The sequence below is a fragment of the Bordetella petrii genome (assembly GCF_000067205.1).
Taxonomy (GTDB): Bacteria; Pseudomonadota; Gammaproteobacteria; order Burkholderiales; family Burkholderiaceae_B; genus Bordetella_A; species Bordetella_A petrii.
The window spans coordinates 166,106-190,767 of record NC_010170.1 but is presented as its reverse complement, the minus strand read 5'-3'; the positions used below and the strand labels follow the sequence as shown (position 1 = coordinate 190,767).

The 24,662-nt window shown below is 66.0% G+C and carries 25 protein-coding genes; 6 read left to right on the top strand and 19 right to left on the bottom strand.

All coding sequences use genetic code 11. The features are described from left to right. Positions 1-94 precede the first annotated feature (94 nt). Positions 95-322 carry a DUF3717 domain-containing protein gene (locus BPET_RS00895; protein ID WP_041862591.1) on the top strand — a complete coding sequence of 76 codons (228 nt, stop codon included), beginning with the start codon at positions 95-97 and terminating at the stop codon, positions 320-322. A gap of 180 nt (positions 323-502) precedes the next feature. On the opposite strand, the gene BPET_RS00890 is transcribed toward BPET_RS00895, so the two are convergent. Genes BPET_RS00890 through BPET_RS00870 form a run of 5 tightly spaced genes read right to left on the bottom strand, consistent with a single transcriptional unit; the run spans position 503 to position 4,506 of the window. Continuing rightward, entirely contained in the window at positions 503-1,111 is a 609-nt protein-coding gene (locus BPET_RS00890; RefSeq protein ID WP_012247206.1) for an SCO family protein, read from the bottom strand. 18 nt (positions 1,112-1,129) lie between these two features. Beyond that, positions 1,130-2,023, bottom strand: coding sequence for a heme o synthase (cyoE, locus tag BPET_RS00885; RefSeq protein ID WP_012247205.1), 894 nt, complete (start codon positions 2,021-2,023; stop codon positions 1,130-1,132). A gap of 25 nt (positions 2,024-2,048) precedes the next feature. After that, positions 2,049-3,062 carry a COX15/CtaA family protein gene (locus tag BPET_RS00880; protein ID WP_012247204.1) on the bottom strand — a complete coding sequence of 338 codons (1,014 nt, stop codon included), beginning with the start codon at positions 3,060-3,062 and terminating at the stop codon, positions 2,049-2,051. Positions 3,063-3,075: 13 nt separating this feature from the next. Next, entirely contained in the window at positions 3,076-3,705 is a 630-nt protein-coding gene (locus BPET_RS00875; RefSeq protein ID WP_012247203.1) for an SCO family protein, read from the bottom strand. Between the two features lie 27 nt (positions 3,706-3,732). Beyond that, positions 3,733-4,506, bottom strand: coding sequence for an SURF1 family protein (locus BPET_RS00870; protein ID WP_012247202.1), 774 nt, complete (start codon positions 4,504-4,506; stop codon positions 3,733-3,735). A 35-nt stretch (positions 4,507-4,541) separates the two neighbouring features. Here BPET_RS00870 and BPET_RS00865 point away from each other — a divergent pair, with 35 nt between their 5' ends. Then, positions 4,542-4,742 carry a twin transmembrane helix small protein gene (locus BPET_RS00865; RefSeq protein WP_012247201.1) on the top strand — a complete coding sequence of 67 codons (201 nt, stop codon included), beginning with the start codon at positions 4,542-4,544 and terminating at the stop codon, positions 4,740-4,742. A gap of 181 nt (positions 4,743-4,923) precedes the next feature. On the opposite strand, the gene BPET_RS00860 is transcribed toward BPET_RS00865, so the two are convergent. The 5 genes from BPET_RS00860 to coxB all read right to left on the bottom strand — a co-directional run bounded on the left by BPET_RS00860 (position 4,924) and on the right by coxB (position 9,089). Beyond that, positions 4,924-5,799, bottom strand: coding sequence for a cytochrome c oxidase subunit 3 (locus tag BPET_RS00860; RefSeq protein WP_012247200.1), 876 nt, complete (start codon positions 5,797-5,799; stop codon positions 4,924-4,926). Between the two features lie 40 nt (positions 5,800-5,839). Then, a complete protein-coding gene (locus tag BPET_RS00855) occupies positions 5,840-6,064 on the bottom strand; it encodes a DUF2970 domain-containing protein (protein ID WP_012247199.1) in 225 nt (74 codons plus the stop codon). 6 nt (positions 6,065-6,070) lie between these two features. Further along, positions 6,071-6,196 carry a cytochrome oxidase small assembly protein gene (locus BPET_RS27240; RefSeq protein WP_012247198.1) on the bottom strand — a complete coding sequence of 42 codons (126 nt, stop codon included), beginning with the start codon at positions 6,194-6,196 and terminating at the stop codon, positions 6,071-6,073. 30 nt (positions 6,197-6,226) lie between these two features. Next, a complete protein-coding gene (gene ctaD, locus BPET_RS00845; protein ID WP_012247197.1) occupies positions 6,227-7,834 on the bottom strand; it encodes a cytochrome c oxidase subunit I in 1,608 nt (535 codons plus the stop codon). Positions 7,835-7,931: 97 nt separating this feature from the next. Next, entirely contained in the window at positions 7,932-9,089 is a 1,158-nt protein-coding gene (gene coxB, locus BPET_RS00840; RefSeq protein WP_012247196.1) for a cytochrome c oxidase subunit II, read from the bottom strand. Between the two features lie 240 nt (positions 9,090-9,329). Here coxB and BPET_RS00835 point away from each other — a divergent pair, with 240 nt between their 5' ends. After that, positions 9,330-10,160 (top strand): NUDIX hydrolase, encoded by an 831-nt coding sequence (locus tag BPET_RS00835; protein WP_081482948.1) that lies wholly within the window; start codon positions 9,330-9,332, stop codon positions 10,158-10,160. Between the two features lie 383 nt (positions 10,161-10,543). Here the strand turns inward: BPET_RS00835 and BPET_RS00830 are convergent, their stop codons facing one another. The 4 genes from BPET_RS00830 to BPET_RS00815 all read right to left on the bottom strand — a co-directional run bounded on the left by BPET_RS00830 (position 10,544) and on the right by BPET_RS00815 (position 15,325). After that, the gene (locus tag BPET_RS00830) at positions 10,544-12,328 is read right to left on the bottom strand and encodes an IlvD/Edd family dehydratase (protein WP_012247194.1); all 1,785 of its coding nucleotides are present in this window, start codon (positions 12,326-12,328) and stop codon (positions 10,544-10,546) included. Positions 12,329-12,394: 66 nt separating this feature from the next. Further along, positions 12,395-13,411: a TRAP transporter substrate-binding protein gene (locus BPET_RS00825; protein ID WP_012247193.1), complete on the bottom strand. Its 1,017-nt coding sequence runs from the start codon at positions 13,409-13,411 to the stop codon at positions 12,395-12,397. A 52-nt stretch (positions 13,412-13,463) separates the two neighbouring features. Further along, positions 13,464-14,744 carry a TRAP transporter large permease gene (locus BPET_RS00820; protein WP_012247192.1) on the bottom strand — a complete coding sequence of 427 codons (1,281 nt, stop codon included), beginning with the start codon at positions 14,742-14,744 and terminating at the stop codon, positions 13,464-13,466. 32 nt (positions 14,745-14,776) lie between these two features. Then, complete coding sequence (locus BPET_RS00815) at positions 14,777-15,325, bottom strand: TRAP transporter small permease (protein ID WP_041862590.1); 549 nt, start codon at positions 15,323-15,325, stop codon at positions 14,777-14,779. 111 nt (positions 15,326-15,436) lie between these two features. Here BPET_RS00815 and gntR point away from each other — a divergent pair, with 111 nt between their 5' ends. Beyond that, the gene (gntR, locus tag BPET_RS00810) at positions 15,437-16,465 is read left to right on the top strand and encodes an HTH-type transcriptional regulator GntR (protein WP_012247190.1); all 1,029 of its coding nucleotides are present in this window, start codon (positions 15,437-15,439) and stop codon (positions 16,463-16,465) included. Positions 16,466-16,577: 112 nt separating this feature from the next. Here gntR and BPET_RS00805 read toward each other — a convergent pair whose 3' ends face one another. Further along, positions 16,578-19,136, bottom strand: coding sequence for a cation:proton antiporter (locus tag BPET_RS00805; protein WP_012247189.1), 2,559 nt, complete (start codon positions 19,134-19,136; stop codon positions 16,578-16,580). A 166-nt stretch (positions 19,137-19,302) separates the two neighbouring features. Between BPET_RS00805 and BPET_RS00800 the strand changes: the two genes are divergently transcribed. Next, positions 19,303-20,109 (top strand): phosphodiesterase, encoded by an 807-nt coding sequence (locus tag BPET_RS00800; protein ID WP_012247188.1) that lies wholly within the window; start codon positions 19,303-19,305, stop codon positions 20,107-20,109. A gap of 252 nt (positions 20,110-20,361) precedes the next feature. Here BPET_RS00800 and rpoH read toward each other — a convergent pair whose 3' ends face one another. Continuing rightward, on the bottom strand, positions 20,362-21,249 hold the full coding sequence (rpoH, locus tag BPET_RS00795; RefSeq protein WP_012247187.1) for an RNA polymerase sigma factor RpoH: 888 nt from the start codon (positions 21,247-21,249) through the stop codon (positions 20,362-20,364). Between the two features lie 281 nt (positions 21,250-21,530). Here rpoH and BPET_RS00790 point away from each other — a divergent pair, with 281 nt between their 5' ends. Beyond that, the gene (locus BPET_RS00790) at positions 21,531-21,797 is read left to right on the top strand and encodes a DUF1488 family protein (RefSeq protein WP_012247186.1); all 267 of its coding nucleotides are present in this window, start codon (positions 21,531-21,533) and stop codon (positions 21,795-21,797) included. Between the two features lie 4 nt (positions 21,798-21,801). Here BPET_RS00790 and BPET_RS00785 read toward each other — a convergent pair whose 3' ends face one another. Genes BPET_RS00785 through BPET_RS00775 form a run of 3 tightly spaced genes read right to left on the bottom strand, consistent with a single transcriptional unit; the run spans position 21,802 to position 24,520 of the window. Then, the gene (locus tag BPET_RS00785) at positions 21,802-22,494 is read right to left on the bottom strand and encodes a hypothetical protein (RefSeq protein ID WP_041862589.1); all 693 of its coding nucleotides are present in this window, start codon (positions 22,492-22,494) and stop codon (positions 21,802-21,804) included. 48 nt (positions 22,495-22,542) lie between these two features. Then, a complete protein-coding gene (gene fghA / locus BPET_RS00780; protein WP_012247184.1) occupies positions 22,543-23,388 on the bottom strand; it encodes an S-formylglutathione hydrolase in 846 nt (281 codons plus the stop codon). A 25-nt stretch (positions 23,389-23,413) separates the two neighbouring features. Beyond that, positions 23,414-24,520, bottom strand: coding sequence for an S-(hydroxymethyl)glutathione dehydrogenase/class III alcohol dehydrogenase (locus BPET_RS00775; RefSeq protein ID WP_012247183.1), 1,107 nt, complete (start codon positions 24,518-24,520; stop codon positions 23,414-23,416). Between the last annotated feature and the right edge of the window lie 142 nt (positions 24,521-24,662).

Sequence of the window (24,662 nt, the reverse complement as noted above, 5' to 3'; positions counted from 1 at the left end):
GTATAGCATCTGGCCGCAGTATCGGCGTGTTGCGATAGTGACCCTTTGCAAGACCTGTCCGGACGATCGGGCCGGGTTCTGGGACAATGTCCGCATGGACAAGCCGATTCCCCTGCCCGAGCTCGAACAGGCCATTAATTATTGGCGCAACCGCCTGCCGTCGCAAGGTGAAGAATCGCGGCTGTGCGCAGAGGCGGCTGCCCTGGCCACGCCATACGCGCTGATGATCATCGGCCACCGGCGCGAAATCGCCCCGGCCGAACTCAGCCCGGCCGCCTTGGCGGCGTACCGGGGCTGGCGCGCCGCCCACGGGGCCAAATAGCAGAACAGGCCCAGGAGGGTGCAGCGCCAGGTGGGCGCACAGCCACGCGGGCGCAGCGCCAGGTGTCTGACTTCGAAGGTGTCAGACACCGAGGTGGGCGGCTGCTGTTTCCACCGTACGGTGTCTGACACCTTCGGAGTCAGACACCTGGCCGGAGGGCCAAGGGGCCTGCCGCATACGCTACGACCCCAGCAGGGCCTTGATGTCGTGGGCCAGGGCGTCGACGCCAATGGTGTTGTTGGCCAGCACGCGCGAATCGCCCTTGCCGTCGAGCAGGTAGAACGCCGCGGTGTGATCCATGGTGTAGTTCTTGCCGTTCTCGGTGGGCACCTTGGCGTAGTAGGCCTTGAACGAGGCGGCCGCCTGCTTGATCTGTTCGGCAGTGCCGGTCAGGCCCAGGAAGCGTGGATCGAACGTCGTTACATATTGCTTGAGAATTTCGGCCGTATCGCGCTCGGGGTCGACCGTGATCATTAGTACCTGCACACGGTCGGCATCCGGGCCGAGTTTTTCCATGACCTGCGAGAGTTCGGCCAGCGAGGTGGGGCACACGTCTGGGCACTGGGTGAAGCCGAAGAAAACCACCGTGACCTTGCCGGCAAAGTCTTGCAGGGTGCGCGCCTGGCCGTTGTGGTCGGTAAGGGCCAGACCCTTGCCCAACTGGGTGCCGCTGATGTCATTGCCCTTGAAGCTGGGGGCGGGATCACCGCAGGCGGCCAGGGCGCCGGCCAGGGCGAACGCCGCCGCGCCGCGCAGCAGCGCGCGGCGGGAGAAGGAAAACGCGGACATGAAGCAGGGTCTCCGAGATCAGGCCAGCAGGCCGGCCCAGTGGTCCATCAGCAGGGCCGCGAACAGCAGCGCCAGGTACAGGATGGAAAAGCGGAACAGGCGGCGGGCCAGCGCATCGCTGTACTCGCGATACAGGCGCCAGGCATAGGCCACGAACATGCCGCCCAGCGCCAGCGCGCTTGCCAGGTACAGCAGCCCGCTCATGCGGATGATGTATGGCAGCGTGGTGGTGGCCACCAGCGCCAGGCTGTAGAGCAGAATGTGCAGGCGGGTGAAGCGCTGGCCGTGCGTGACCGGAAGCATGGGCAGGCCGGCCTTGGCGTAGTCGTGGTTGCGGTATAGCGCCAGCGCCCAGAAGTGCGGCGGGGTCCAGATGAAGATGATGAGCACCAGCACCCAGGCCTCGGCCGGCACGGCGTCGGCCACGGCGGCCCAGCCCAGGGCCGGCGGCATGGCGCCCGACAGACCGCCGATGACGATGTTCTGTGGCGTGCGCGGCTTGAGAATGACGGTATAGATGATGGCGTAGCCCACGAACGTGGCGAAGGTCAGCCACATGGTCAGGGGGTTGACCAGGTGATACAGCACCAGCATGCCCGCCCCGCCCAGCAGGCCCGACAGCGAAATGACCTGGGCGGCGGAAATGGTGCCGCGCGCGGTGGCGCGGCGCGCCGTGCGCAGCATGCGCGCGTCGATTTCCTGTTCGATGAGGCAATTGATGGCGAACGCGGCGGCCGCCAGCAGCCAGATGCCCAGCGTGCCGAACACCACCCGGCCCGGGTCGGGCAGGCCCGGCACGGCCAGGAACATGCCGATGATGGCGCAGAAAACGGCTAGCTGCGTGACGCGCGGCTTGGTCAGCACGAGGTACTGGCGCAGTAGTCCGGTTTGGGGGGCGGCAAGGCTGGTCATAAGGCTATTTTAAACGCGCTGGCGATCAGGTGGCCGACGCCGGCGCGCGCCCGGCGGTGGACAGGCGCACCAACATGACGACGCAGGCGAGCGTCAGGCCGGCCGCGCCGCCGTTGTGCAGCACGGCGATCAGCAGCGGCCACTGGAAGAAAATGGTGGTCAGGCCGGTGAACAACTGCGCGGCCAGTAGAGCCAGCGCCAGGGTAGCCGGCCCGCGCAGCCCGGGCTCGGCGCGCAGGCGCGAGGCCAGCACGCCCAGGTAGGCCAGCACAATGAACGCAAAATTGCGATGCACCCAGTGGATGGCCGTCAGGGCGTTCTGCGAGATCATTTCGCCGGAGGGCAGCTCGCCCAGCCCGCGAATCACGGAAAAACCGCCGTGGAAGTCCATGTCGGGCAGCCATTGCCCGTGGCAGGTGGGGAAATCCAGGCAGGCCAGCGCGGCATAGTTGGTGCTTACCCAACCGCCCAGCGTGATCTGCACCAGCAGCAGCGCCATGCCCACCACCAGCCACGGCCGCCAGCGCGCCGCATGGGCCGGCAACGCCAGGTGGGGGCGCTCGCGCGCCGACAGCCAGGTCATCAGCGCCAGCACCGACAGGCCGAACACCAGGTGCGCGGTGACCACGGCGGGCATCAGCCGGTGGGTGACCGTCCAGGCGCCGAACGCGCCCTGCACGCACACGGCCACCAGCGCGGTAATCGCCAGCGCGGGCGAGCGGCCCAATTCGCGGCGGTAGCGCCAGGCCATGAACACGATGGCGATGATCAGCATGCCCAGCAAGGCGCCCACATAGCGGTGGATCATTTCGATCCAGGCCTTCGACAGGGTCACCGGCCCGAAAGGCATGGCCTGCGAGGCCTGGTGGATGTCGGTCATGGCGCCCAGCGGCGTCACGTTGCCATAACAACCCGGCCAGTCGGGGCAGCCCAGCCCGGAATCGGTCAGGCGCACGAAGGCGCCGAACATGATGAGGTCGAGCGTCAAAAACCAGGTGAAAAAGACCAGCTTGCGGTAGCGTTGCTTGATGCGTTCCATGATGAATGCGCGCCTAGCCTATGCGCGAGTTGTAGACCAGCTTGCTGATGTCTTTGCGCACCTTGACGCCATCGGCGTTGGCGGGGAACTGCAGCATCAGGTTGCCCAGCGGGTCGATGACCCAGATGGGATCGAGCAGCCCGGGCTGGCCGGCCACGGTATCGCGCGCCAGCAGGAAGCGCGCCAGTTGCTCGGGCCGCGCGCGCACCATGACAGTGCCCTGGTAGGCTTCGAGCACCTTGGCGGGGACCTCGGCGTCGTCCGTAATGAACCACACGCGCGCCAGGCGATCGACATTCTTGCCCTGGCTGGCGTGCGAGTTGCGCGTGATGTACAGCTTGCGCGCGCACGATTCGGGGCAGGCGGCCTCGCCCACGCTCAGCAGCAGCCACTTGCCCTTCAGGCTTTGCAGGTCGAAGGGCTGGCCGTCGAGGGTAGTGAGCTGCAGCTCGCTGGCGGCCGGCATGGGGCGCTGCGGATCGACCAGGGTGCCATAGTTGCTGGATTCGTCGGGCCACCACTGCGGGTTGTTGTACAGCACCCAGGCGGCCAGGATGGGAGCCAGGGTGCACAGGAATACCAGCACCAGCGGCGTCAACGACCGCTTCTTGGCGGGGGCGGGAGTGGAGGTTTCGCGAGCCACAGTTGTTTCCTGAGTGTTATGTGAAATTCAAGGCCGGACCGCGCCGCGGCCGCGGCGCAGGCCGCGCCAGGCCACCGCCAGCCACGCGGCGGCGGCGATGGCGGCGAACGAGAACCACTGCAGGGCATAGCCCTGGTTCTGGTTGTAGTCCACCGAAGGTTGCGGCCAGTCGCGCACCAGGGTGTCGTCGCCCTGCGTCTGCATCAGCACTGCCGGCAGCAGCGCCAGTCCGGTGGCATGGGCGTAGGCCGGCAGTTCAAGGTTCTGCACCTGGGGCAGGGCGCCGCCGGGCACCGGCAGTGTAGCGGGCAACTGGCCTTGCGCCGACCCGCCGAACGACCACAGTTCGAACAGGCGCGGCACGCGTGGCGAGAGTTCGCCGATAACGCTATGCTGCCCGGCCGGCGCCGCGGGCGGCGTCGGGGCGGGCTGGCCGGGCAGGGCGCGCGGCAGCCAGCCGCGCAGCACCAGCACCGCGCCACGGCTGGCCGGCTCCAGCAGCAATGGCGTGGCCAGCCAATAGCCTGGCCTGCCGTCCTGGTTGCGATTGTCCAGCAGTACGCTGTATTGATTCAGCCATTGTCCCTGGGCCTGCGCCGGGCGCCAGGCGCTCAGCTCACCGGGCGCGGTGGCGGGCGTAAGCGCGAGCGGGGGCTGGGCCCGCCCGGCCTGGATGGCAGCGAGAAGGGCGCGCCGCTCGTCAGCGCGCCGCAGCTGCCACGCGCCCAGCGAAGCCAGGATCGCGACGGCCACGCCCAGCAGCACCAGGGCTGCCAGGGTACGGCGAACTGAATGAGCCATGTCTGCAATAATTCCGTTTTAACCGGAGGCCAAAAATGCGCGTAATCGTCGGCCTGGCTTTCATCGGCATTCTGGCCAGCCTGGCATCCGCCCTGGTCTACCTGATGAGAGACAAAGGCTCTACCAACCGGACGGTCAATGCCCTGACCGTGCGTATCGGGCTATCGGTAGCCCTGTTCCTGTTCGTTCTGCTGGCCCATCACCTGGGCTGGATAGAAAGTACAGGCATTAGATAGGAACCGGACCGGCCGGTTCCGTGGCCGCTGAGCGCATCTGCCAGCTTGCGAGCCCTTCGCAGACGCTTTCGGTATCAGCGCCGGCCTGCCCTAAGCCGGGACGCGCGGAGCCGGCTTGGCCGGTCCGCAGCGTCGCCCCCTTGAGGGGAAGCGCGCCAGCGCTTCGGGGGCGGGGACTTATTCAGAACCAGTACACGAACAGGTACAGGCCCAGCCACACAACGTCGACGAAGTGCCAGTACCAGGCGGCGCCTTCGAAGCCGAAGTGATGGTCGGCGGTGAAGTGGCCGCGCGCCAGGCGAATCAGGATGACCGTCAGCATGGTGGCGCCCATGATGACGTGGAAGCCATGGAAGCCGGTCAGCATGTAGAACAGCGAGCCGTACACGCCCGAGCTGAACTTCAGGTTCAGTTCGGTGATGGCGTGGTGGTATTCGTAGGCCTGGCAGGCCACGAAGATGAAGCCCAGCAAAACGGTGGCCGCCAGCCAGAACATAGTCTTGCCGCGATGGTTCTCGCGCAGCGCATGGTGGGCGATGGTGAGGGTCACGCCCGACGACAGCAGCAGCGCGGTGTTGATGGTGGGCAACCAGAACGGGCCGACAGTCTGGAAGTGCTCGACGACGCCTGCCGGACCGAAGTTGGGCCACACGGCCTGGAAGTCGGGCCACAGCAGCAGCTGGTGGTCGAGATCGCCCAGCCACGGCGTGGTGATGGTGCGTACGTACCACAGCGCGCCGAAGAAGCCGGCGAAGAACATGACTTCGGAAAAGATGAACCAGCTCATGCCCCAGCGGTACGACAGGTCGATGCGCTTGCTGTTCAGGCCGGTTTCGGATTCGTGGATGGCATCGCCGAACCAGAAATACAGCACGGTGATCAGGCCGAGCACGCCGACCAGCACCAGCCACTTGCCCCAGCTGACGTCGTTGACCCAGGCGGCCGCGCCCAGGCCCATGGCCAGCAGGGCCACGGCAGTGCGCACGGGGTGGCCCGAGTCGGCCGGCACATAGTAGTACGGTGCCTCTTTACCTTGAACCGAGTGGCTTGCACTCATGGTCTTCTCCCTGGTACTGATTTGTTGAAATGCTTGCTGCTTACGTCAGGCTGGCCACGGCCCAGCGCACGATGAGCACCAGCACCGTCACGAAAATGACTCCGGCCAGCACGCCCGCCACGATGAGGTGCACGGGGTTGAGCTTGCCGGCGTCTTCTTCGTAGCCAGCGCCCCGGCGCACGCCGAACATGCCCCACAGCACCGCCTTGAGCGTCTGCAGGAAGTTCAGCTTGCGGCGCGAGGCGTCGCGGATGTCGTGAGTCATGCCCGCCTACTTGACGGCTGTGCCGGTCAGGATGGCCGAGCCGCGGAAGAATGTCCAGGCGAACAGGGCAATGACGATTGCCAGCAGGATCAGCCCGACGGTCTTGTTGCGGCGGCGTTGTTCAGGGGTCATGACTCGCGACTGCTCTATCCGGTATACGGGTTACTTTACTTCCGGCGGCGTGGTGAAGGTATGGAACGGCGCCGGCGACGGCACGGTCCATTCCAGCCCTTCGGCCCCTTCCCAGGGTTTGGCGGCCGCCGTTGCGCCCTTGCCGCGGTAGCACTGCACGATGACGTACAGGAACAGCAACTGCGACAGGCCGAACCAGAACGCGCCGATGGTGGCCACCTGGTGAAAGGTGGTGAACTGCGCGGCGTAGTCGGCGTAGCGGCGCGGCATGCCTGCCAGGCCCAGGAAGTGCATCGGGAAGAACGTGACGTTGAACGAGATCAGCGTGGACCAGAAGTGCAGCTTGCCCAGCTTTTCGTTGTACATGCGGCCCGTCCATTTGGGCACCCAGTAGTAGGCGCCCGCGAACAGGGCAAACAGCGAGCCGGCCACCAGCACGTAGTGGAAGTGCGCCACCACGTAGTAGGTGTCGTGCACCTGAATGTCGATGGGCGCCACCGACAGGATCAGCCCGGTGAAGCCGCCCATGGTGAACACGAAGATGAAGCCCACCGCGAACAGCATGGGGGTTTCGAAGGTCATCGAGCCGCGCCACATGGTGGCGATCCAGTTGAACACCTTCACCCCGGTGGGGATGGAGATCAGCATGGTGGCGTACATGAAGTACAGCTGGCCGGTGACGGGCATGCCGGTGGTGAACATGTGGTGCGCCCACACAATGAACGACAGCACGGCGATGGCCGAGGTGGCATACACCATGGACGCGTAGCCGAACAGCTTCTTGCGGGCAAAGGCCGGCACGATGGCCGACACGATGCCGAAGGCCGGCAGGATCATGATGTAGACCTCGGGGTGCCCGAAGAACCAGAACACGTGCTGGTACAGCACCGGATCGCCGCCGGCGGCGGCGTTGAAGAAGCCGGTGCCGAAGTGGCGGTCGGTCAGCACCATGGTAATGGCGGCGGCCAGCACGGGCATCACGGCAATCAGCAGGAAAGCGGTGATCAGCCAGGTCCAGCAGAACATCGGCATCTTCATCAGCGTCATGCCGGGCGCGCGCATGTTCAGGATGGTGACGATGACGTTGATGGCGCCCATGATGGACGAGGCGCCCATGATGTGGATGGCGAAGATGGCCAGGTCCATGCCGGGGCCCATTTGCGCCGACAGCGGCGCGTACAGGGTCCAGCCGGCGGCGGTGGCGCCGCCGGGCACGAAGAACGAGGTCGTCAGCATGATGGCGGCCACGGGCAGCAGCCAGAAGCTGAAGTTGTTCATGCGGGCGAAGGCCATGTCGGACGCGCCGATCTGCATGGGGATCATCCAGTTGGCGAAGCCCACGAACGACGGCATGATCGCGCCGAACACCATGATCAGGCCGTGCATGGTGGTGAACTGGTTGAACAGCTCAGGCTGGAAGAACTGCAGGCCGGGCTCGAACAGCTCGGTGCGCAGCAGCAGGGCCAGCGTGCCGCCTTCCAGCAGCATGACGAACGAGAAGATGAGGTACATCGTCCCGATGTCTTTGTGGTTGGTGGCAAACAGCCAGCGGCGCCAGCCGGTGGGCGTGGCGTGGTGGTGGTCGTCGTGCTCGTGACCGTGGCCGGGCGACACGTGGTCTACAGTGACGCTGCTCATGATGGACTCCTTCCTGCTGTTTGCCGGCCTCGGTCCAGGAGGCCGGCAGGTGTGTCTCGACGTTGCGGGTTGCGGTTAGCGGAGCGGGCGGCGCGAATCAGCGCGCGGCCACGACATCCTTGGGCTGTACCACGGGATCTTGGCCCTTGCCCGCGTTGCTCCAGGCGTGGCGCGTGTACGTGATGACCGAGGCGATCTCGACATCGTTGAGCTGGCCGCCGAAGGCCGCCATGGCCGTACCCGGCCGGCCGTGCAGCACAGTCTGGATTTGCGCGTCTTTCGGACCCAGCACGGTCTTGTCGCCGTCGAGGGCCGGGAACGAGCCAGGCACGCCCTTGCCATTGGCCTGGTGACAGGCCACGCAATTGGCGCCGAAGACCTTTTCGCCACGGGCGAGCAGTTCTTCCTTGGTCCATTCCTTGTTGGGATCGTCGGCGTTGGCCGCCATTTTCTTTTTCTGTTCTTCGACCCACTTGTCGTAGTCTGCCTGCGACTTGACTTCAACCACGATGGGCATGAAAGCGTGGTCTTTGCCGCACAGCTCGGCGCACTGGCCACGATAGGTGCCGGTTTTCTCGGCACGGAACCAGGTGTCGCGCAGGAAGCCGGGGATGGCGTCCTGCTTGACGCCGAAGTCGGGCACCATCCACGAGTGGATGACGTCGGCCGCGGTAAGCACGATGCGGACTTTCTTGTCGACCGGCACCACCAGGTGGTTGTCGACTTCCATCAGGTAGAACTCGCCCTTGGGCTCGCGGCCTTCGATCTGGGCGCGCGGCGTGGCCAGCGTCGACAGGAACTTCACGCCGGCGGCCGGGCCGTCGAGGTATTCGTAGCCCCACTTCCACTGGTAGCCGGTGACCTTCACGGTGAGGTCGGCACTGGAGGTGTCTTTCATGGCGACCACGGTCTTGGTGGCCGGCAGCGCCATGGCGATGACGATGATGAAGGGGATGACCGTCCAGGCGACTTCCACTCCCAGGTGCTCGTGGAAGGTGGCGGCCTTGTGCCCGCGCGACTTCCGGTGCGCCCAGATGGAATAGAACATGACGCCGAACACGCCAATGAAGATCACGCCACAGATGATCAGCAGCAGCCAGTGCAGCCACATGACGTCGTGCGCGATCTGGGTCACGCCTTCGTGCAGGTTGAGCTGATCGACTTTCGGGCCGCCGGGCATGTCTTGTACCTGCGCGTTGACGGCACTGCCCGAAAGCAATGCACAGGCGCCCAGTATCCCTCTCCACTTCTTCATGCTTACCTCGAAACACGGCGCGGGCGTTTCCACGCCTGCCTGACGGCAGGTGCGGAATACACGCAATTTATTAGACGGCAGGTTCAAGGCCGGCCCGTGGCCGGTCTATCCCACTCGAATCACAAAGAAACCGCAGAATTATAGCGGACGCGCAACCCAATGTAATTTAGCCCCCTTGAATCGTGCTCCAGCGCCCCCATTTGGCGGCGCCCCGCGGGGCGCTGCACTAAAATCGCCGCCATGTCGAACCCCCTTTCCCATGACGATCCGGCGCGCCTGTCCGCGCTGTACACGCAATTGGCCCGACGCGTGCAGGAACACCCGCCCGAGCTCGCCCGGCCGCTGTACGTGGCCGACCGCTGCTGCGGCTGGGCCACCCATGCGGCCTGCGACGCGCTGGGGCGCCTGCCCGCAGCGCGCGTGCAGGCCGACGCGTTGCGCATCGGCTCGGGGCTGGCGGCCGGACCGGAACTGGATGCGCTGCTGGCCAGCGTGGCGCAGACGCTGCGCGAGGCCGATTGCCTGCGCGGCTGGCGCGACGAACTGCTGGACGTGACGGCCGCCGACGAACACCTTGGCGTCATCGAGCGCGCCGCGATGCGCCCGCTGGGGCTGCTGACCCGGGCGGTGCACCTGAACGCGTGGACGCCCGACGGCCGGCTGTGGATCGCCCGCCGGGCCCTTAGCAAATCGACCGATCCAGGCATGTGGGACACGCTGGTGGGCGGCCTGGCCGGCAGCCGCGAAGACTTGGAACAGGCGCTGCTGCGCGAATGCGGCGAAGAAGCGGGGCTGGAATCAGCGCAACTGGGCGGCCGTTCGCCGCTGCGCACGATATTGCGCATGCATCGCCGCCTGCCCGAGGGCTACCAAGTAGAAGACCTGCTGACCAGCACCTGCGTGCTGCCGGCCGGCACGCAGCCGGCCAACCGCGACGGCGAAGTCATGGAAATCGCGCACGTGTCCGTCAACGAAGCCTCGCGCCGCATCGCCGACGGAGAGTTCACCGTAGAAGCCTCGCTGGTGATCCTGGAAGACATCATGCAACGGCGGGCGCGGGGCGAGATCTGACGGCGCGGGCCGGGACCAGGGGGCCTGGTTACGCGGGTGTCAGCGACAGGCCTTCTCCAGGGGTCTGGCTCCGCAGGTGCCAGACACCGAAGTGGGCGACGGCCGTCTCGGCAGCACGGGGTCTGGCACCTGCGGAGCCAGACCCCTGACCAAGGTCGCCCGCCCTCTCAGTGCGAGTGGCCGCAGGTGCCAGACACCGAGGTGGGCGACAGCCGTCTCAGCAGCACGGGGTCTGGCACCTGCGGAGCCAGACCCCTGACCAAGGTCGCCCGCCCTCTCAGTGCGAGTGGCCGCAGGTGCCAGACACCGAGGTGGGCGACAGCCGTCTCGGCAGCACGGGGTCTGGCACCTGCGGAGCCAGACCCCTGACCAAGGTCGCCCTCTCAGTGCGAATGGCGCGGGTCGCCGCGCGTCTCGACCACCCGCAGGTACAGCGTGGCGGGCTCCAGGCAGCCGCCGGTAGACAGCTGCCCCACCATCTGGCGGTAGATTTCCTGCCAGGGCGTCTGCGGCGGCGGAACCGGCACGGGCTTGGCGTTGGCCTTGCGACGAGCCATCTCGTCGGCATCCACTAATAGCGTGACCGAACGCTGATTCAGGTCGATGCGCAGGCGGTCGTCGGTCTGCAGCAGGTTCAGGCCGCCGCCCACCGCCGCCTCGGGCGACATGTTCAGGATGGACGGACTGGCCGAGGTGCCGCTCTGGCGGCCGTCGCCCAGGCAGGGCAGCGAATCGATGCCGCGCTTGAGCAGGTGCGACGGCGGCGCCATGTTCACCACCTCGGCGCTGCCGGGGTAGCCTACGGCGCCGCAACCGCGGATCACCAGGATGCAGTGCTCGTCGATGTTCAAGGACGGGTCTTCGATGCGGGCGTGGTAATCCTCCGGGCCATCGAAAACAATGGCGCGCGCCTCGAAGGCATTCTCGTCGCCCGGCGTTTCCAGGTACGAACGCCGGAACGCCTCGCCCACCACCGACATTTTCATGATGGCGCTGTCGAAGAAGTTGCCCGACAGCACGATGAACCCCGCGCGGTGCCGCAGCGGCGCCTGATAGCTGCGGATCACGTCGCGGTCGTGGGTGGCCGCGGCCGCCGCAATGTCGCTTACGGTGCGGCCCGATACCGTCAGGCAGCCGCCATGCAGCCGGCCGGCCGCATGCAGCTCGTGTTGCACGGCCGGCACGCCGCCGGCCCGGTGAAAGCTCTCGCCCAAGTATTCGCCGGCCGGCACACAGTTCACCAGCAGCGGCACGTCTTCGCCCAGGCGCTGCCAATCGTCCAGCGACAGATCCACCCCCGCATGGCGCGCAATGGCGATCAGGTGCGGCGGGCAGTTGCTGGACGCGCCCAGTGCCGAGGCCACCACGATGGCGTTCTCGAAGGCCTGGCGGGTCAGGATGTGCGACGGGCGGATGTCCTCGCGCACCATGTCGCATATGCGCATGCCGGTGGCATACGCCATCTGCCCGCGCTCGCGGTATGGCGCGGGAATGCTGGCGCAGCCCGGCAGCGACATGCCCAGCGCCTCGGCCAGCGAGTTCATCGACAGCGCGGTGCCCATGGTGTTGCAGTGGCCCACGGACGGAGACGAGGCAGTCGCCAGCGTCATGAAACCTTCATAGTCGATCTTGCCCGCGGCCATCAGGTTGCGGGCATGCCAGATCACGGTGCCCGACCCCACCCGCTTGCCTTCGTGCCAGCCATCGAGCATGGGGCCACCCGACAGCACGATGGCGGGAATGTCGACCGTGGCCGCCGCCATCAGGCAAGCCGGCGTGGTCTTGTCGCAACCGGTGGTCAGCACCACGCCGTCCAGGGGATAGCCATGCAGGATCTCGACCAGGCCCAGGTAGGCCAGGTTGCGATCCAGGGCCGCGGTGGGCCGGCGCCCCTGCTCGGCCAGCGGATGCACCGGGAATTCCATGGGAATGCCGCCCGCGTCGCGGATGCCGGCCTTGATCCGGTCAGCCAGCTGCAGGTGATGCCGATTGCAGGGCGTCAGGTCATTGCCGGTCTGGGCGATGCCGATGATCGGCCGGCCCGATTGCAGCTCGGCGCGGGTAATGCCGGAATTCAGGTAGCGCTCGACATAGATGGCGGTCATGTCGGCATGGGAGGGGTCGTCGAACCATTTCTGGCTGCGCAGTCTGCGGGGCGTCTGGGGCATGGCGGTCACTACGATGCAACGGTGGGCGATGGGGCCGGGCCCGCGCGGGCCCGGCACGGCGCGCGATCAGCCGCGCGCTTTGCGGATTTCGTCTTGCAGCTCTTTGACCAGGTCCGGACCCAGTTCCTGGGTGTACTTGTCCACAACAGGCTGCACCTTTTCACGCATGCGGGCGATTTCTTCTTCGGACACGACGTTGATCTTCATGCCGTGCTCTTTGAGGGTTTCCATCGCCTTCGTGGAATCGGCGCGGCTGTCCTTGCGCTCGAAGTCGCGCGAGGCCACGGCGGCCTGGCGGATCAGCTTCTGCTCGTCGGGCGAGAGCGTGTCCCACCATTTCTTGGACGCCAGCACCACCCAGGGGGTGTACACGTGGCGCGTAATGGTCAGGTAGGGCTGCACTTCATAGAATTTGCTGCTCTGGATGGTGGTCACGGGGTTTTCCTGGCCATCCACCGTGCGGGTTTCCAGCGCCGTGAACAGTTCGGAGAACGGCATGGGCACGGCATTCGCACCCAAGGCATTGAACACGCCCAGGGCGACCTGGTTCTGCATCACGCGCAGCTTGATGCCGTCGAGATCCTCGGCCTTCACCACGGGGTGCCGGGAGTTGGTCAGGTTGCGGAAACCGTTCTCCCAGTACACCAGGCCGACCAGGCCCTTGGCTTCCAGCTTCTTCAGCAGGCTTTCGCCCAGCTGGCCGTCAAGCACCGCGTCGGCTTCTTTGTCGCTGTTGAACAGGAACGGCAGGTCGAATACGCCGAATTCCTTCACCATGGTAGCCAGCGGCGCGGTCGAGCCGACCATCATTTCCTGCACGCCGCCCACCAGCGCGCTTTGCATTTGTTCGTCCGGGCCCAGGCTGGCCGAACCGAACGTCTTCATCTTCAGCTTGCCGCCGCTAAGTTTTTCCAGCTCTTGCGCCAGGTGCCGCGCCGCGCGGCCCTGCACGCTGTCCTCGTTCAGGCCGTAGCCGAAACGAATCAAGCGCGGCTTGATGTCCTGCGCGCTGGCGGCGCCGGCTGCCGCGCAGGATACGGCCAGGGTCATGGCCAATAGGGTGTACTTGCAGGTCTTGAACATGGTGTTGCTCCTCCTTGGTTGCTGGATGGCGCTGGCGGCGGTCGCTGCCGTTTTAATAGAGCCAGCGCGCGGGTACGGTGATCAGCTCCGGGAAGATCACCAGGATGACGATCAGGGTCGTGTAGGCGGCTACGTAGCGCCACACGCCCCGGCAAATGGTTTCCATATTGATGCGCGCCACGCCGCACACCACGTTCAGCACGGTGCCCACGGGCGGCGTCAGCAGCCCCACGCAGCCCACCAGCACGAACATCACGCCGAAATAGATAGGGTCGATCCCCGCCTTGGTAATCACCGGCATCAGCACCGGCGCCAGGATCAGGATGGTGGGCGTCAGGTCCATGACCGTGCCGACCAGGGTCAGCAGCACCATCAGCGAGAACATCAGCAACTTGGGCTGGTCCAGCACCGGGGTGAGCAGGTTGATCAGGTCCTGCGGCATGTCGGCCAGGGTAATCATGTACGACGACACCATGGCCGCGGCCACCAGGAACATGACCACGGCCGTGGTGCGGGCCGCGCTGATGAACAGGCGGCCAAGGTCGCGCACAGTGATCTCGCGATAGATGAACAGGCTGACCGCCAGCGCGTACACGGCGGCCACCACGGCGGCCTCCGTGGGCGTGAAGATGCCGCCGCGCAGGCCGCCGATAATGATCACCGGCAGCATCAATGCCCAGGCCGCCTGGCGCAGCGCGCGCAGGCGAACCGGCCAGGATTCACGCGGCGTGGGCGTCAGAGAGCCATGCCTGCGCGCCACCCAGGTCCACACGGCCACCAGGGTCAGGCCCATCAGCAGGCCGGGCGCGATGCCGGCAAAGAACAGCTTGGTAATGGACACATTGGTGGCCACCCCAAAGATAATGAACGAGATAGACGGCGGAATGATGGGCGCCACGATGCCGCCCGCGGCGATCAGGCCCGAGGCCTGTTCGGCGCTGTAGCCCTTGTCGCGCAGCATGGGAATCAGCAGCGTGCCCAGCGCGGCCGCATCAGCCACGGCCGAGCCCGACAGCGCCGCCAGCAGCACGCTGGCGAAAATGGCCACATAGCCCAGGCCGCCCGGAATATGGCCGACGAACGTGCTGGCCATGTTGACGATGCGGCGCGACAGGCCGCCGGCGTTCATGATTTCGCCGGCCAGCATGAACAGCGGCACCGCCATCAGCGTGAAACTGTTGGCGCCCGACAGCATGTTCTGCGCCAGGATCTGTGAATCGAAAAAGTTCAGCTGGAACATCAGCGCGACCGCGCTGAGCAGCAACGCGAACGCGATAGGCATGCCCAGGGCGATCAGCCCCAGCAGCACCGCCAGGAATAGGGTCAGGGTCATGGTCAGGCAGGCGTAGGAAGCAGATCGGACGCTCAGGTGAGCGGGTCTTCGGGGCTGGAATCCAGCGGCGGCTCGCCGCCGGCCAGCACGCGGGCCAGGTCGACGAGCACCAGCAGGCCCATGGCCACGGCGGCATACAGCACGGCCGCGTCGAACACGGCCACGGGCAGCCCGGTGACAGGCAGGCGCGTATCCATGCCGATCACGGTCTGTTTCCAACTGCCGTCGGCCATCAGCCACAGCACCCACAACGTCAGCAACTGACAGGCGACGTGGGTAAGCTTGCGGCCCGCGCGCCCGAAGCGCTGCACCAGCATGGTGACGCCGATGTGCTGATGCTCGCGCAGGGCCAGCACCGCGCCCAGGAAGATCAGCCACACAAAGGCCAGCCGCGACAGCTCGTCGGATACGTTGATGCCGGAATTGAACAGGTAGCGCAGCGCGACGTTGCCGAACAACAGGACCACCATCACTGCCAGGCAGACCACCATCAGCCAGGTCTGAAGCCAGCTGCAGGCGTCGGCGGCACGCGCCAGCCATGCACGCGCGCCCTGGACCGGGCGCTGGGGAGCAGGCTGCATATTTCTTGTCTCCGTTTGATCTTTTTTAAATGTTGTGCGATGTTAGCGCTAACATATGGCGGCTGTAAAGCCCTTACGGCAGACTACCCAATTTTCCAGGTTCCTTCCGACATGTCGGCACGCAAGCCCCGCAGTACCCGCGACGGCCGCATCACCATGCAGCAGGTGGCGCGCCGCGCCGGCGTCAGCGCCATTACCGTGTCGCGCACCTTGCGGTCGCCCGACAAAGTCGCGCCGGCGCTGCGCGAACGTATCCTGCGCATCTGCCAGGAACTCGGCTACGTGCCCAACCACGCCGCCAGCGCCCTCGCCTCGTCGCGCTCGCGCATCGTGGTGGCGCTGATTCCCTCGTTGAGCAATGTGGTGTTCGTGGACATCATCGCCGGCATCAAGGAAACCCTCGACGCCCAGGGCTACCACCTGCTGGTGGGCGTGACGGGATACTCGCTGGACGCCGAAGAGGCTCAGCTGCGCACCTACCTGCAGCACTCGCCCGACGGCGTCATCCTGACCGGCATCGACCACAACCCGGGGGTATGGCAGTTGCTGCGCACGGCCGCCATTCCGGCCGTGCACACCATCGAAACCCTGCCGGCCGATGCTACCGACCTGAGCGTGGGCTTCTCGCAGTTCGACTCGGGGCTGGCTGCCTGCCGCCACCTGGCCGAACGCGGCTACCGGCGCATCGGCATCGTGGGCGCGCAGCTCGACCCCCGCTCGCTGCGGCGCTGCGAAGGCGGCCGCGCGGCCTTGCGCGAAGCCGGGCTGTACGACCCGGCGCTGGAAATCATGACGCCGCAGAAATCATCCATCGGCCTGGGCGCCGAATTGCTGGATTTGGTGCTCGATCGCCACCCCGATTGCGACGGGCTCTTTTTCTGCAATGACGACCTGGCGCAGGGAGCAGTATTCCAGTGCGCGCGGCGCGGTATCGCCGTGCCGGCGCGCATGGGGCTGGTGGGATTTCACGATTTCGCCGGAACGGCCTGGACCACGCCGCCGCTGTCCACCATTGCCACCCCGCGCTACCAGATCGGCCTGACGGCGGCCACGCTGCTGTTGCAGCAAATGGCCGGCCAACCACCGGCGCAGCGCCACGTCGACCTGGGATTCAGCCTGGTGCAGCGGGAAACCACCTAGGCGCGGGCAGATGCCGCGCGTTCGGGCGGTTTATGCCTGAAGTGCAATGCAGGTGTCTGACACCCTGCGGGAGTCAGACACCTGGCGTGGCCACGCGCACGTCCTGGCGTGATCAGGCATCGGCCGGCTCGGCCGGCGGACGGGGCGGCGCCGGCGGCTCGGGGGGCGTGGTCGTGCCGGTCTGCGAAAACTGCTTCCAAACCTCGATGGCGCGCAGCCGCTGCTTGGCCACGACCTGGATCCGCTCGCGCAGGTCCGGATCGCGCGCCAGCAACGCCTCGAAGTCGCGCAGCGACAGCATCAGCAGCTTGCTGTAGCCCAACGAATGCACGTCCGGGTTGATGTTTTGCTTGCCCAGCAGCGCCAGCTCGCCGAAGAATTCGCCGCTGCCCAGCTCGATGGCGGTGCCGTCGGGCAATTGCACCGACACGGCGCCCGAGGCCACGAAGCACATTTCCTGGCCATGCCGGCCGCGCGTCAGCACGGGCTGGTCGGGCAACGCCAGGCGCGGCCTGAGCAGCTTGCTGATGGCGCGCAGCGAATCGGCGCTCAGGCCCTCGAACAGCGGCACGCGCGTGATCAGCTCGGCCGCGCCCAGTTCCATGTCCAGCGGCGGGTGGCGGTCGATGTGGCGCCAGCGGCTTTTCAGTTGGCCCATCAGGTCGGCGTACACCTCGCCGCTGATCAGGGACTGCTCAAGCATGTCGTGGTAGCGGATGCGTTCGAGCTCGCGCGCGGTGCGGCCCAGGTGGCTTTCCTGCAGCCACAGCGAATACGACGGGTACTGCAAGTTGAGCGCCTGCAGCGCGTGTTCGATGAGATCCAGGCGACGCTGGTGCGCGGCCACGATCTGCTGGGCCGCGGCCTCGCCCAGCAGCGGGGCGATCTGCTCGCGCGCGAATGCCATCAGGCGCTGGGCCACCGAGCGCTTGGTCATCAGGTTGGCGAAACGCTGCCCCAGCTCGCGCGCCAGCCAGCCCTGGAATCCAAACATATAGTGCATGCGCAGCGCGAGCCGGAATGCCTTCGAGTGGCGCACATCGGCTTCAATGCCACGCTCGAAGCCCGCCAGCCCGCCAGTGCGTATAGCGTCTTCCAGCCGCTCGGAGCGCGCCAGCAGCGATTCGGCCATGCGCCAATCGACGATCTGCGCCTTCAGGATGTCGAAAAACATCTCCTGCTCGCGCTGCGCCACGATGGCCAGGCCCACCGCCACGCGCTGCTCGTCGGTCATCTGGCTGAGCTGGCCATCGTGCACGCTGGCGAGGCTGGCGTCGAACACGGCGTGGATGCGCTCGCTGGCCTCGCCACTGATGTGGTCGGTCTTGGCGACTTCATCGGTCTTGCCCTGCAGGTCTTCCAACGCCACCACCAGCGCCTGGTTGCGGATGGTGCGCTCCACGGGCGACAACTGGTTCAGGCCCAGCATGCGGATCAGCGGGCGCAGGGTGATGCCGTTGACGAACAGCGTCGCCAGCACATAGCCGGTCGTGACCACGGCGATGAACTGGCGCGCCGCTTCCGGCACGGCGGTCTGCTCGGTGACGGCCAGCGCCAGCGCCAGCGACACCGCGCCCCGCAGGCCACCCCACAGCATCACGGTTTTGTAAGGGGTGCTGACCTTGGTGCCCAGGGGCGTCATCCCCAACAGCGGCAGCAGGCCGAACACCACGATGGCGCGGGCCACCAGCGTCACCACGAACACCACGCCCACCAGCAGCAGTTCTTCGAGATCCGCGGCCGCCATCAGCTTCGGGATCAGCATGGCCGCGAACAGGAAGATCAACGAATTGGCCCAGAAGCCGAACTGCTCCCACGAACTGGCCAGGTGCTCGAACGTGACGGGCGACATGCGGGTGCGCCCCGCCGACCCCACCACCAGGCCGGCAATCACGGTTGCCACCACGCCCGACACGCCCAGGTAGTGTTCCGAGGTGAAGAAAGACAGGTAGGCCAGCGTCAGCGTCAGCGTGATCTCGGCAGTGGGAAAACCGCGCAGCCAGGCGAACAGCAGGCAGGCGCCGCGCCCCATTACATAGCCCGCGATGCCGCCCCCCACGAAGTGGAAGACAAAATCGTTGAACACGCCGCTGACCGACAATGAGCCCTTGCCGCCCAGCACCGCCAGCAGCACCGAATACAAGGCGATCGAGGCCGCGTCGTTGAACAGGCTTTCGCCTTCGACAAGTGTGGTCAGGCGGCGCGGCGCCCCCACTTCGCGGAAAATGCCCACCACCGCCACCGGGTCGGTGGTAGCCACAATGGCGCCCAGCAGCAGGCAGGCCACCAGCCCGTACGACGACACGGCGTTGACGGCGAAACCCACCACCACCGTGCACACCACGACGGCCACGATGGCCATCATCAAGATGGGGCCAATGTCGTCCATCAACCGCCGCACGTTCATGGCCAGCGCCGTTTCGAACAACAGCACCGGCAGGAACACCATCAGGAAGGTTTCCGACGAAATCTCGAAGCGCTCGATCGTGTCGAACAGATCGCCCAGCACGGGCGGCGCCCAGCCATGCAGGTGCAGGCCGATGCCCAACAGGCAGCCCACAATGGCCAGCAGCACTGAATAAGGAAGCTTGACGCGTCCAGCAAGTGGCGGCATGAAGCACACCAGCGTCAGCAGCCCGGACAGGCCAAATACGATGAAACCAATATCCATGAAGTGCGATCAGATGAAGCACGCGAGTACGGAACGCCAAGAATAGCGTTTTTTACCCGCGAGCCGCGGTCTCCACGTTTCGTTACGGGTCGCCGGCGCAGAGATGCCCGGGGCGGGCGGTTTTTGGCTTAAGGTACTGACGTTTCACTGATGCAGGAGAGCGCCTTTGCCGGCCTCGAATTCCAGCGCCGGCCGCGCCGACGCACCGACCCTGTTGGTTCAGCTCACCGATACTCATTTGCTGGCCGAACCCGAAAGCGTGATGTGCCAGGTGAATACCGATGCCAGCCTGCGCGCCGTGCTGGACCTGGTGCGCGCCAATGGCCACCGGCCCGACCTGCTGCTGGCCACGGGCGACCTGGCGCAGGACGGCTCGCCGGCCGCATACCGCCGCCTGCGCGCCCTGCTGGAACAGACCGACTGGCCGGTGCGCTGCCTGCCCGGCAACCACGACGACCCGCATGCCTTGCGCCACGCCCTGGGGCTATGGACGCAGCCGGTCACCGATATCGGCGCATGGCGCATCATTTTGCTGGATTCCAGTGTGCCGGGCTCGAATGGCGGCCATATCGACGACACGCAGTTCGACCTGCTGGAGCGCGCCGCCGCCCTGGCGGGCGATCGCCATATTCTGGTGGCGCTGCACCACAACCCGGTGCAGATGGACAGCAAGTGGCACGACGACATGATGGTCGACAATGCCCAGGCGCTGTTCCAGCAACTGGCCAGCCTGCCGCGCACGCGCGTACTGCTGTGGGGCCATGTGCACCAGGCGTTCGACCGCCGCCGCCATCACTTGCGCATGCTGGCCACGCCGTCGACTTGTTTCCAGTTCGCCATTCGCGACGGCCGGCACGTACTGGACGACGCCGCGCCGGGCTACCGATGGCTGAAGCTGTACCGCGACGGATCGTTGGCCACCGGCGTGCGGCGCATCGATGCCGCCACATGGCGCGAGGCGCAAGCCGCCTGAAGGCCCGCTGGCCGGCGCACAAAAGCGGCAGGCAAAAAAAAGGGGCACCGATATGCTAGGTGCCCCGCAAGCATCCGTTTCATAGGGGAGGGGAAAGAGGAGAAGCCGAAACGGATGACAAGACTGCGTACCGGATACCGGTCATGCGGTCTACATTCGTTTAGGCGCCCCGATGAAGATTTAGTTTCCAGGCCGATGAAATTGGGCGGCGTGAAGTTGCATCAAAATGTTACTCACGCCCCCAAAGCCGTGTCAGGCGGGGGCCAGGGCGCCGCGCATTTTCTTCAGTGCGGCGGACTCGATCTGGCGGATACGCTCGGCGGACACGCCGAATTCCTGGGCAAGTTCCTGCAGCGTGACGCCACCGTCGTCTTGCAGCCAGCGGGCTTCGATAATGCGACGCGAGCGCGCGTCGAGCGCCTGCAGGGCATGCGCCAGCCCGGCGCCTTGCAGCTCGTCGTGGTCGCGGCGGTCGAGGACGCGAGTGGGTTCCTGGCGGCCTTCGTCAGACAGGTACGAAATGGGCGCAAAGGCTTCTTCGTCGTCGTCTTGTTTTTCCAGCGACAGGTCGCGGCCGGACAGGCGCACTTCCATTTCGCTGACGTCTTCGCGCCGCACGTTCAGTTCCTGGGCAATGCGATCGACCTGTTCGGGATCGAGCGTCTGGCCGTCGGGCCGCATGCTGCGCAGGTTGAAGAACAGTTTGCGCTGCGCCTTGGTGGTGGCCACCTTGACCATGCGCCAGTTGCGAATGATGAATTCGTGGATTTCGGCCTTGATCCAGTGCACGGCGAACGACACCAGGCGCACGCCGCGCTCGGGGTCGAAACGCTTGACGGCCTTCATCAGGCCGACATTGCCTTCCTGGATGAGGTCGGCGTGGGGCAGGCCGTAGCCCAGGTATTGACGGGCCACCGAGACCACCAGGCGCAGGTGCGACAGCACCAGTTCGCGGGCGGCGTCGAGATCGTCGCGGTCGCGCAGACGACGGCCGAGTTCGGTTTCGCGCTCGGCCGTGAGCACCGGCAGGCGGTTGACGGCCGAGATGTAGGCTTCGATGGTGCCAAGCGAGCCTGGATTGGCGATGGCCAACGCCAGGGCGTTGCCGGACAAGGCCAACGAGCTGCTGGGTTGTTTCATAGCGGCGGTCTCCAGGGAAGGGGAAACGACTGTATCAGATTGATGTTAGCACTCTCTATGTGCGAGTGCTAATTCGACTGTTGCGGCGCATCAGAGTTCCCGCCCAGCGGGCGGGAAACCGGCGTCGAAAGACGGCCAAACCCGGCGCGGTACATACGTCCCTAATTAATGCCGATAGAGGTACGCGGCAAGCGGCGTGCCGGGCCAGACGCCCTGCCCGGCATGACATTTGCCGCAGGGCGCGTTCCGGGCCGCGCGCCCCCGCCTTGCAAGGAGCCTTCATGAGTGCATTTGCCAAAGCCACCCGCGCCCGCGCCCAGGGCGACGACGTGGTCTTCGAGCTGGAGACCGGCGGCGTCACCCGCCCGTTCGAAATTTCCGGAGACGCGTTGCGCCGCTATTTCGGTGCCGCCGACGGCACGGGCAGCGAGCTGTTGCGCGCCTTCGAGGGCGCCGAGGAAAAAATCCGGGCGCTTGCAAAAAAGATGCAATGGGTGCCGTCGGACGGCCCCATCAAGCTGGGCGCCGGCGACTTCGACGACGCATAGCGCGCTACCAGCCGGCGCGCTGCAGCGCCTCTTCGGTGGCCTGCCCGTCGGGCCGGATCACCACGGCGCCGCGCGCGTCCATGAATACGGTGTAGCGTGCGCCGTCCAGCATGGGCATGTAGGCCGCGCTGCCATATTGCACGTCGACAAAGGGCAACCAATTGGGGAACACCCGCTTCAGCACCGCCAGGTCGGGCACCGGCCAGTCGCCCAGCGCGTGCACGCTGCGCGGCTCGCTACGCTCGCGCGCCACATCGCTGTAGCGGCCCGATATCCGTTCAAACGCATACAGCGGCGGCGCCCCGGCCAGCAGCGCCGGCAGGCGCCAGCGCACCACCTTGGCGTCGATCTGCCACTGGTCTCCCGACATGGGGTACGTGCGCGGCGCCGCGTCCGGCGGGGCCTGAGCCGTGAGCAGGAAACGGCCGGGCGCCTGTTCGTGAATCTGCACGCTTGCCACCGGCGTGTCGGTGGTCAGGCGCAGGAACTGCACCAGGGTCAGCGCCAGCATCGCCGACACGCCCGCCAGGGCAATCAGCAAGGCGCCGAACAGGCGCCGCACGGGCCGCAGGCGGAACACGCGCCGCCCGCTGGCATCGCGCGGGCCACCGCGACCGAACAGGAGGGCCAGGCCAGGCAGCACCACTACCAGGGCCGCCAGGGCCATCCAGACAAAAGGGGCGAAGCCGTTTATCAATGGGTGAACCTCGCTGAGGGAAGCGCCGGCGCAATGCCGCGGGCGAGCCTAGAGCCGGTCGGCGTGGAACCGGATGTGGTCTTGCATGAACGTGGCAATGAAATAGTAGCCGTGGTCGTAGTCGGCGTGGCGGCGCAGCGTCAGCGGCTGGCCGGCCTGCTGGCAGGCCTGCTCGAAGGCTTCGGGATACAGCTGTTCGGCCAGGAATCCATCGGCCAGCCCCTGGTCGACCAGGATGCCGCGCGGAAACGGCTGGTGTGCGCGGGCCATGAGTTCGCTGGCATCGTGCGCTTTCCAGGCCTCGGTATCGGGCCCCAGGTAGCCGCTGAACGCCTTGCGCCCCCATGGGCAGCGCGTGGGCGCGGCAATGGGGGCGAAGGCCGACACCGAGCGGAATTTCTGGGGATGACGCAGCGCCAGCACCAGCGCGCCGTGGCCGCCCATGGAGTGGCCGAAGATCCCGGCGCGCCCGGCATCGCCGGGCAACTGGCCGGTGACGAGGCCATGCAGTTCGTCGACGACGTAGCTTTCCATGCGGTAATGGGTGCGCCACGGCTCGGCGGTGGCATCCAGGTAAAAGCCCGCGCCGGTGCCGAAATCCCAGTCCTGGTCTTCGCCGGCAACGCCCGCGCCGCGCGGGCTGGTATCGGGCGCCACCAGCATCAGGCCGTATTCGGCGGCCAGCCGCTGCGCGCCGCCCTTGATCATGAACGTTTCCTCGGTGCAGGTCAGGCCGGCCAGGTAGAACAACACCGGCACGCGGCCATGTTCGGCCTGCGGCGGCACATACACCGAAAACCGCATCGGCAGCCCGATCTGCGCCGACGCATGGCGGTAATAGCGCTGCCAGCCGCCGAAACAGCGATGCTGAGAAATCAGTTCCAGGTCTGCCATGCTTGCTTCCTTGAATGCGCCGCGCCTAGTACAGCACCACCGAGCGGATCGACTCGCCGCGCTTCATCAGGTCGAAGCCTTCATTAATGCGTTCTAGCGGCAGCGTGTGCGTGATGAGGTCGTCGATGTTGATCTTGCCTTCCATGTACCAGTCGACGATCTTGGGCACGTCGGTGCGGCCGCGCGCGCCGCCGAAGGCCGAACCCTTCCATTGGCGGCCCGTCACCAGCTGGAACGGCCGGGTGCTGATCTCGGCGCCCGCCTCGGCCACGCCGATGATGATCGACTGGCCCCAGCCCTTGTGGCAGCACTCCAGCGCCTGGCGCATGACCTGCGTATTACCAATGCATTCGAACGAGTAATCGGCCCCACCGTCCGTCAGCTGGACAATATGGTCAACGACATTGTCTACGTCTTTGGGGTTGACGAAGTGCGTCATGCCGAATTTGCGGGCCATGGCTTCGCGCCCGGGATTCAGGTCGACCCCGATGATCTTGTCGGCCCCCACCATCCGGGCGCCCTGGATCACGTTCAGGCCGATGCCGCCCAGGCCGAACACCACGACATTGGCCCCTGCCTCGACCTTGGCGGTGTACACCACGGCGCCCACGCCGGTGGTCACCCCGCAGCCGATGTAGCAGATTTTGTCGAAGGGCGCGTCTTCGCGCACTTTCGCCACGGCGATTTCCGGCACCACGATGTGATTGGCGAAGGTCGACGTGCCCATGTAATGAAGCAGCGGCTTGCCGTTCAGCGAGAAGCGCGAGGTGGCGTCGGGCATCAGGCCCTTGCCCTGGGTGGCGCGAATGGCCTGGCACAGGTTGGTCTTGCGCGACAGACAGAACTTGCACTGGCGACATTCGGGGGTGTACAGCGGAATGACGTGGTCGCCTTTTTTCAGGGACGTAACGCCCGCGCCCACGTCCACCACAATGCCCGCGCCCTCGTGACCCAGTATGGCCGGAAACAAGCCTTCGGGGTCGGCGCCCGACAGGGTGTAGTAGTCGGTGTGGCAGATGCCGGTGGCTTTCACTTCGATCAGCACCTCACCGGCGCGCGGGCCTTCCAGATCGACTTCTTCGATGGTGAGCGGGGCTCCGGCTTTCCAGGCGACGGCGGCTTTGGTCTTCATGCGAGGCTCCTGTGCAGTGTGTCGGTAAGGCTGCGTTGCAACGCCCGATGTTAACCCGCTCAGATATACGGACTTGCGGGTTTGATGCAAATGCTTGTCACCGGTGCTTGACCCCTCGACGGTTATGGCACTATTTATATAT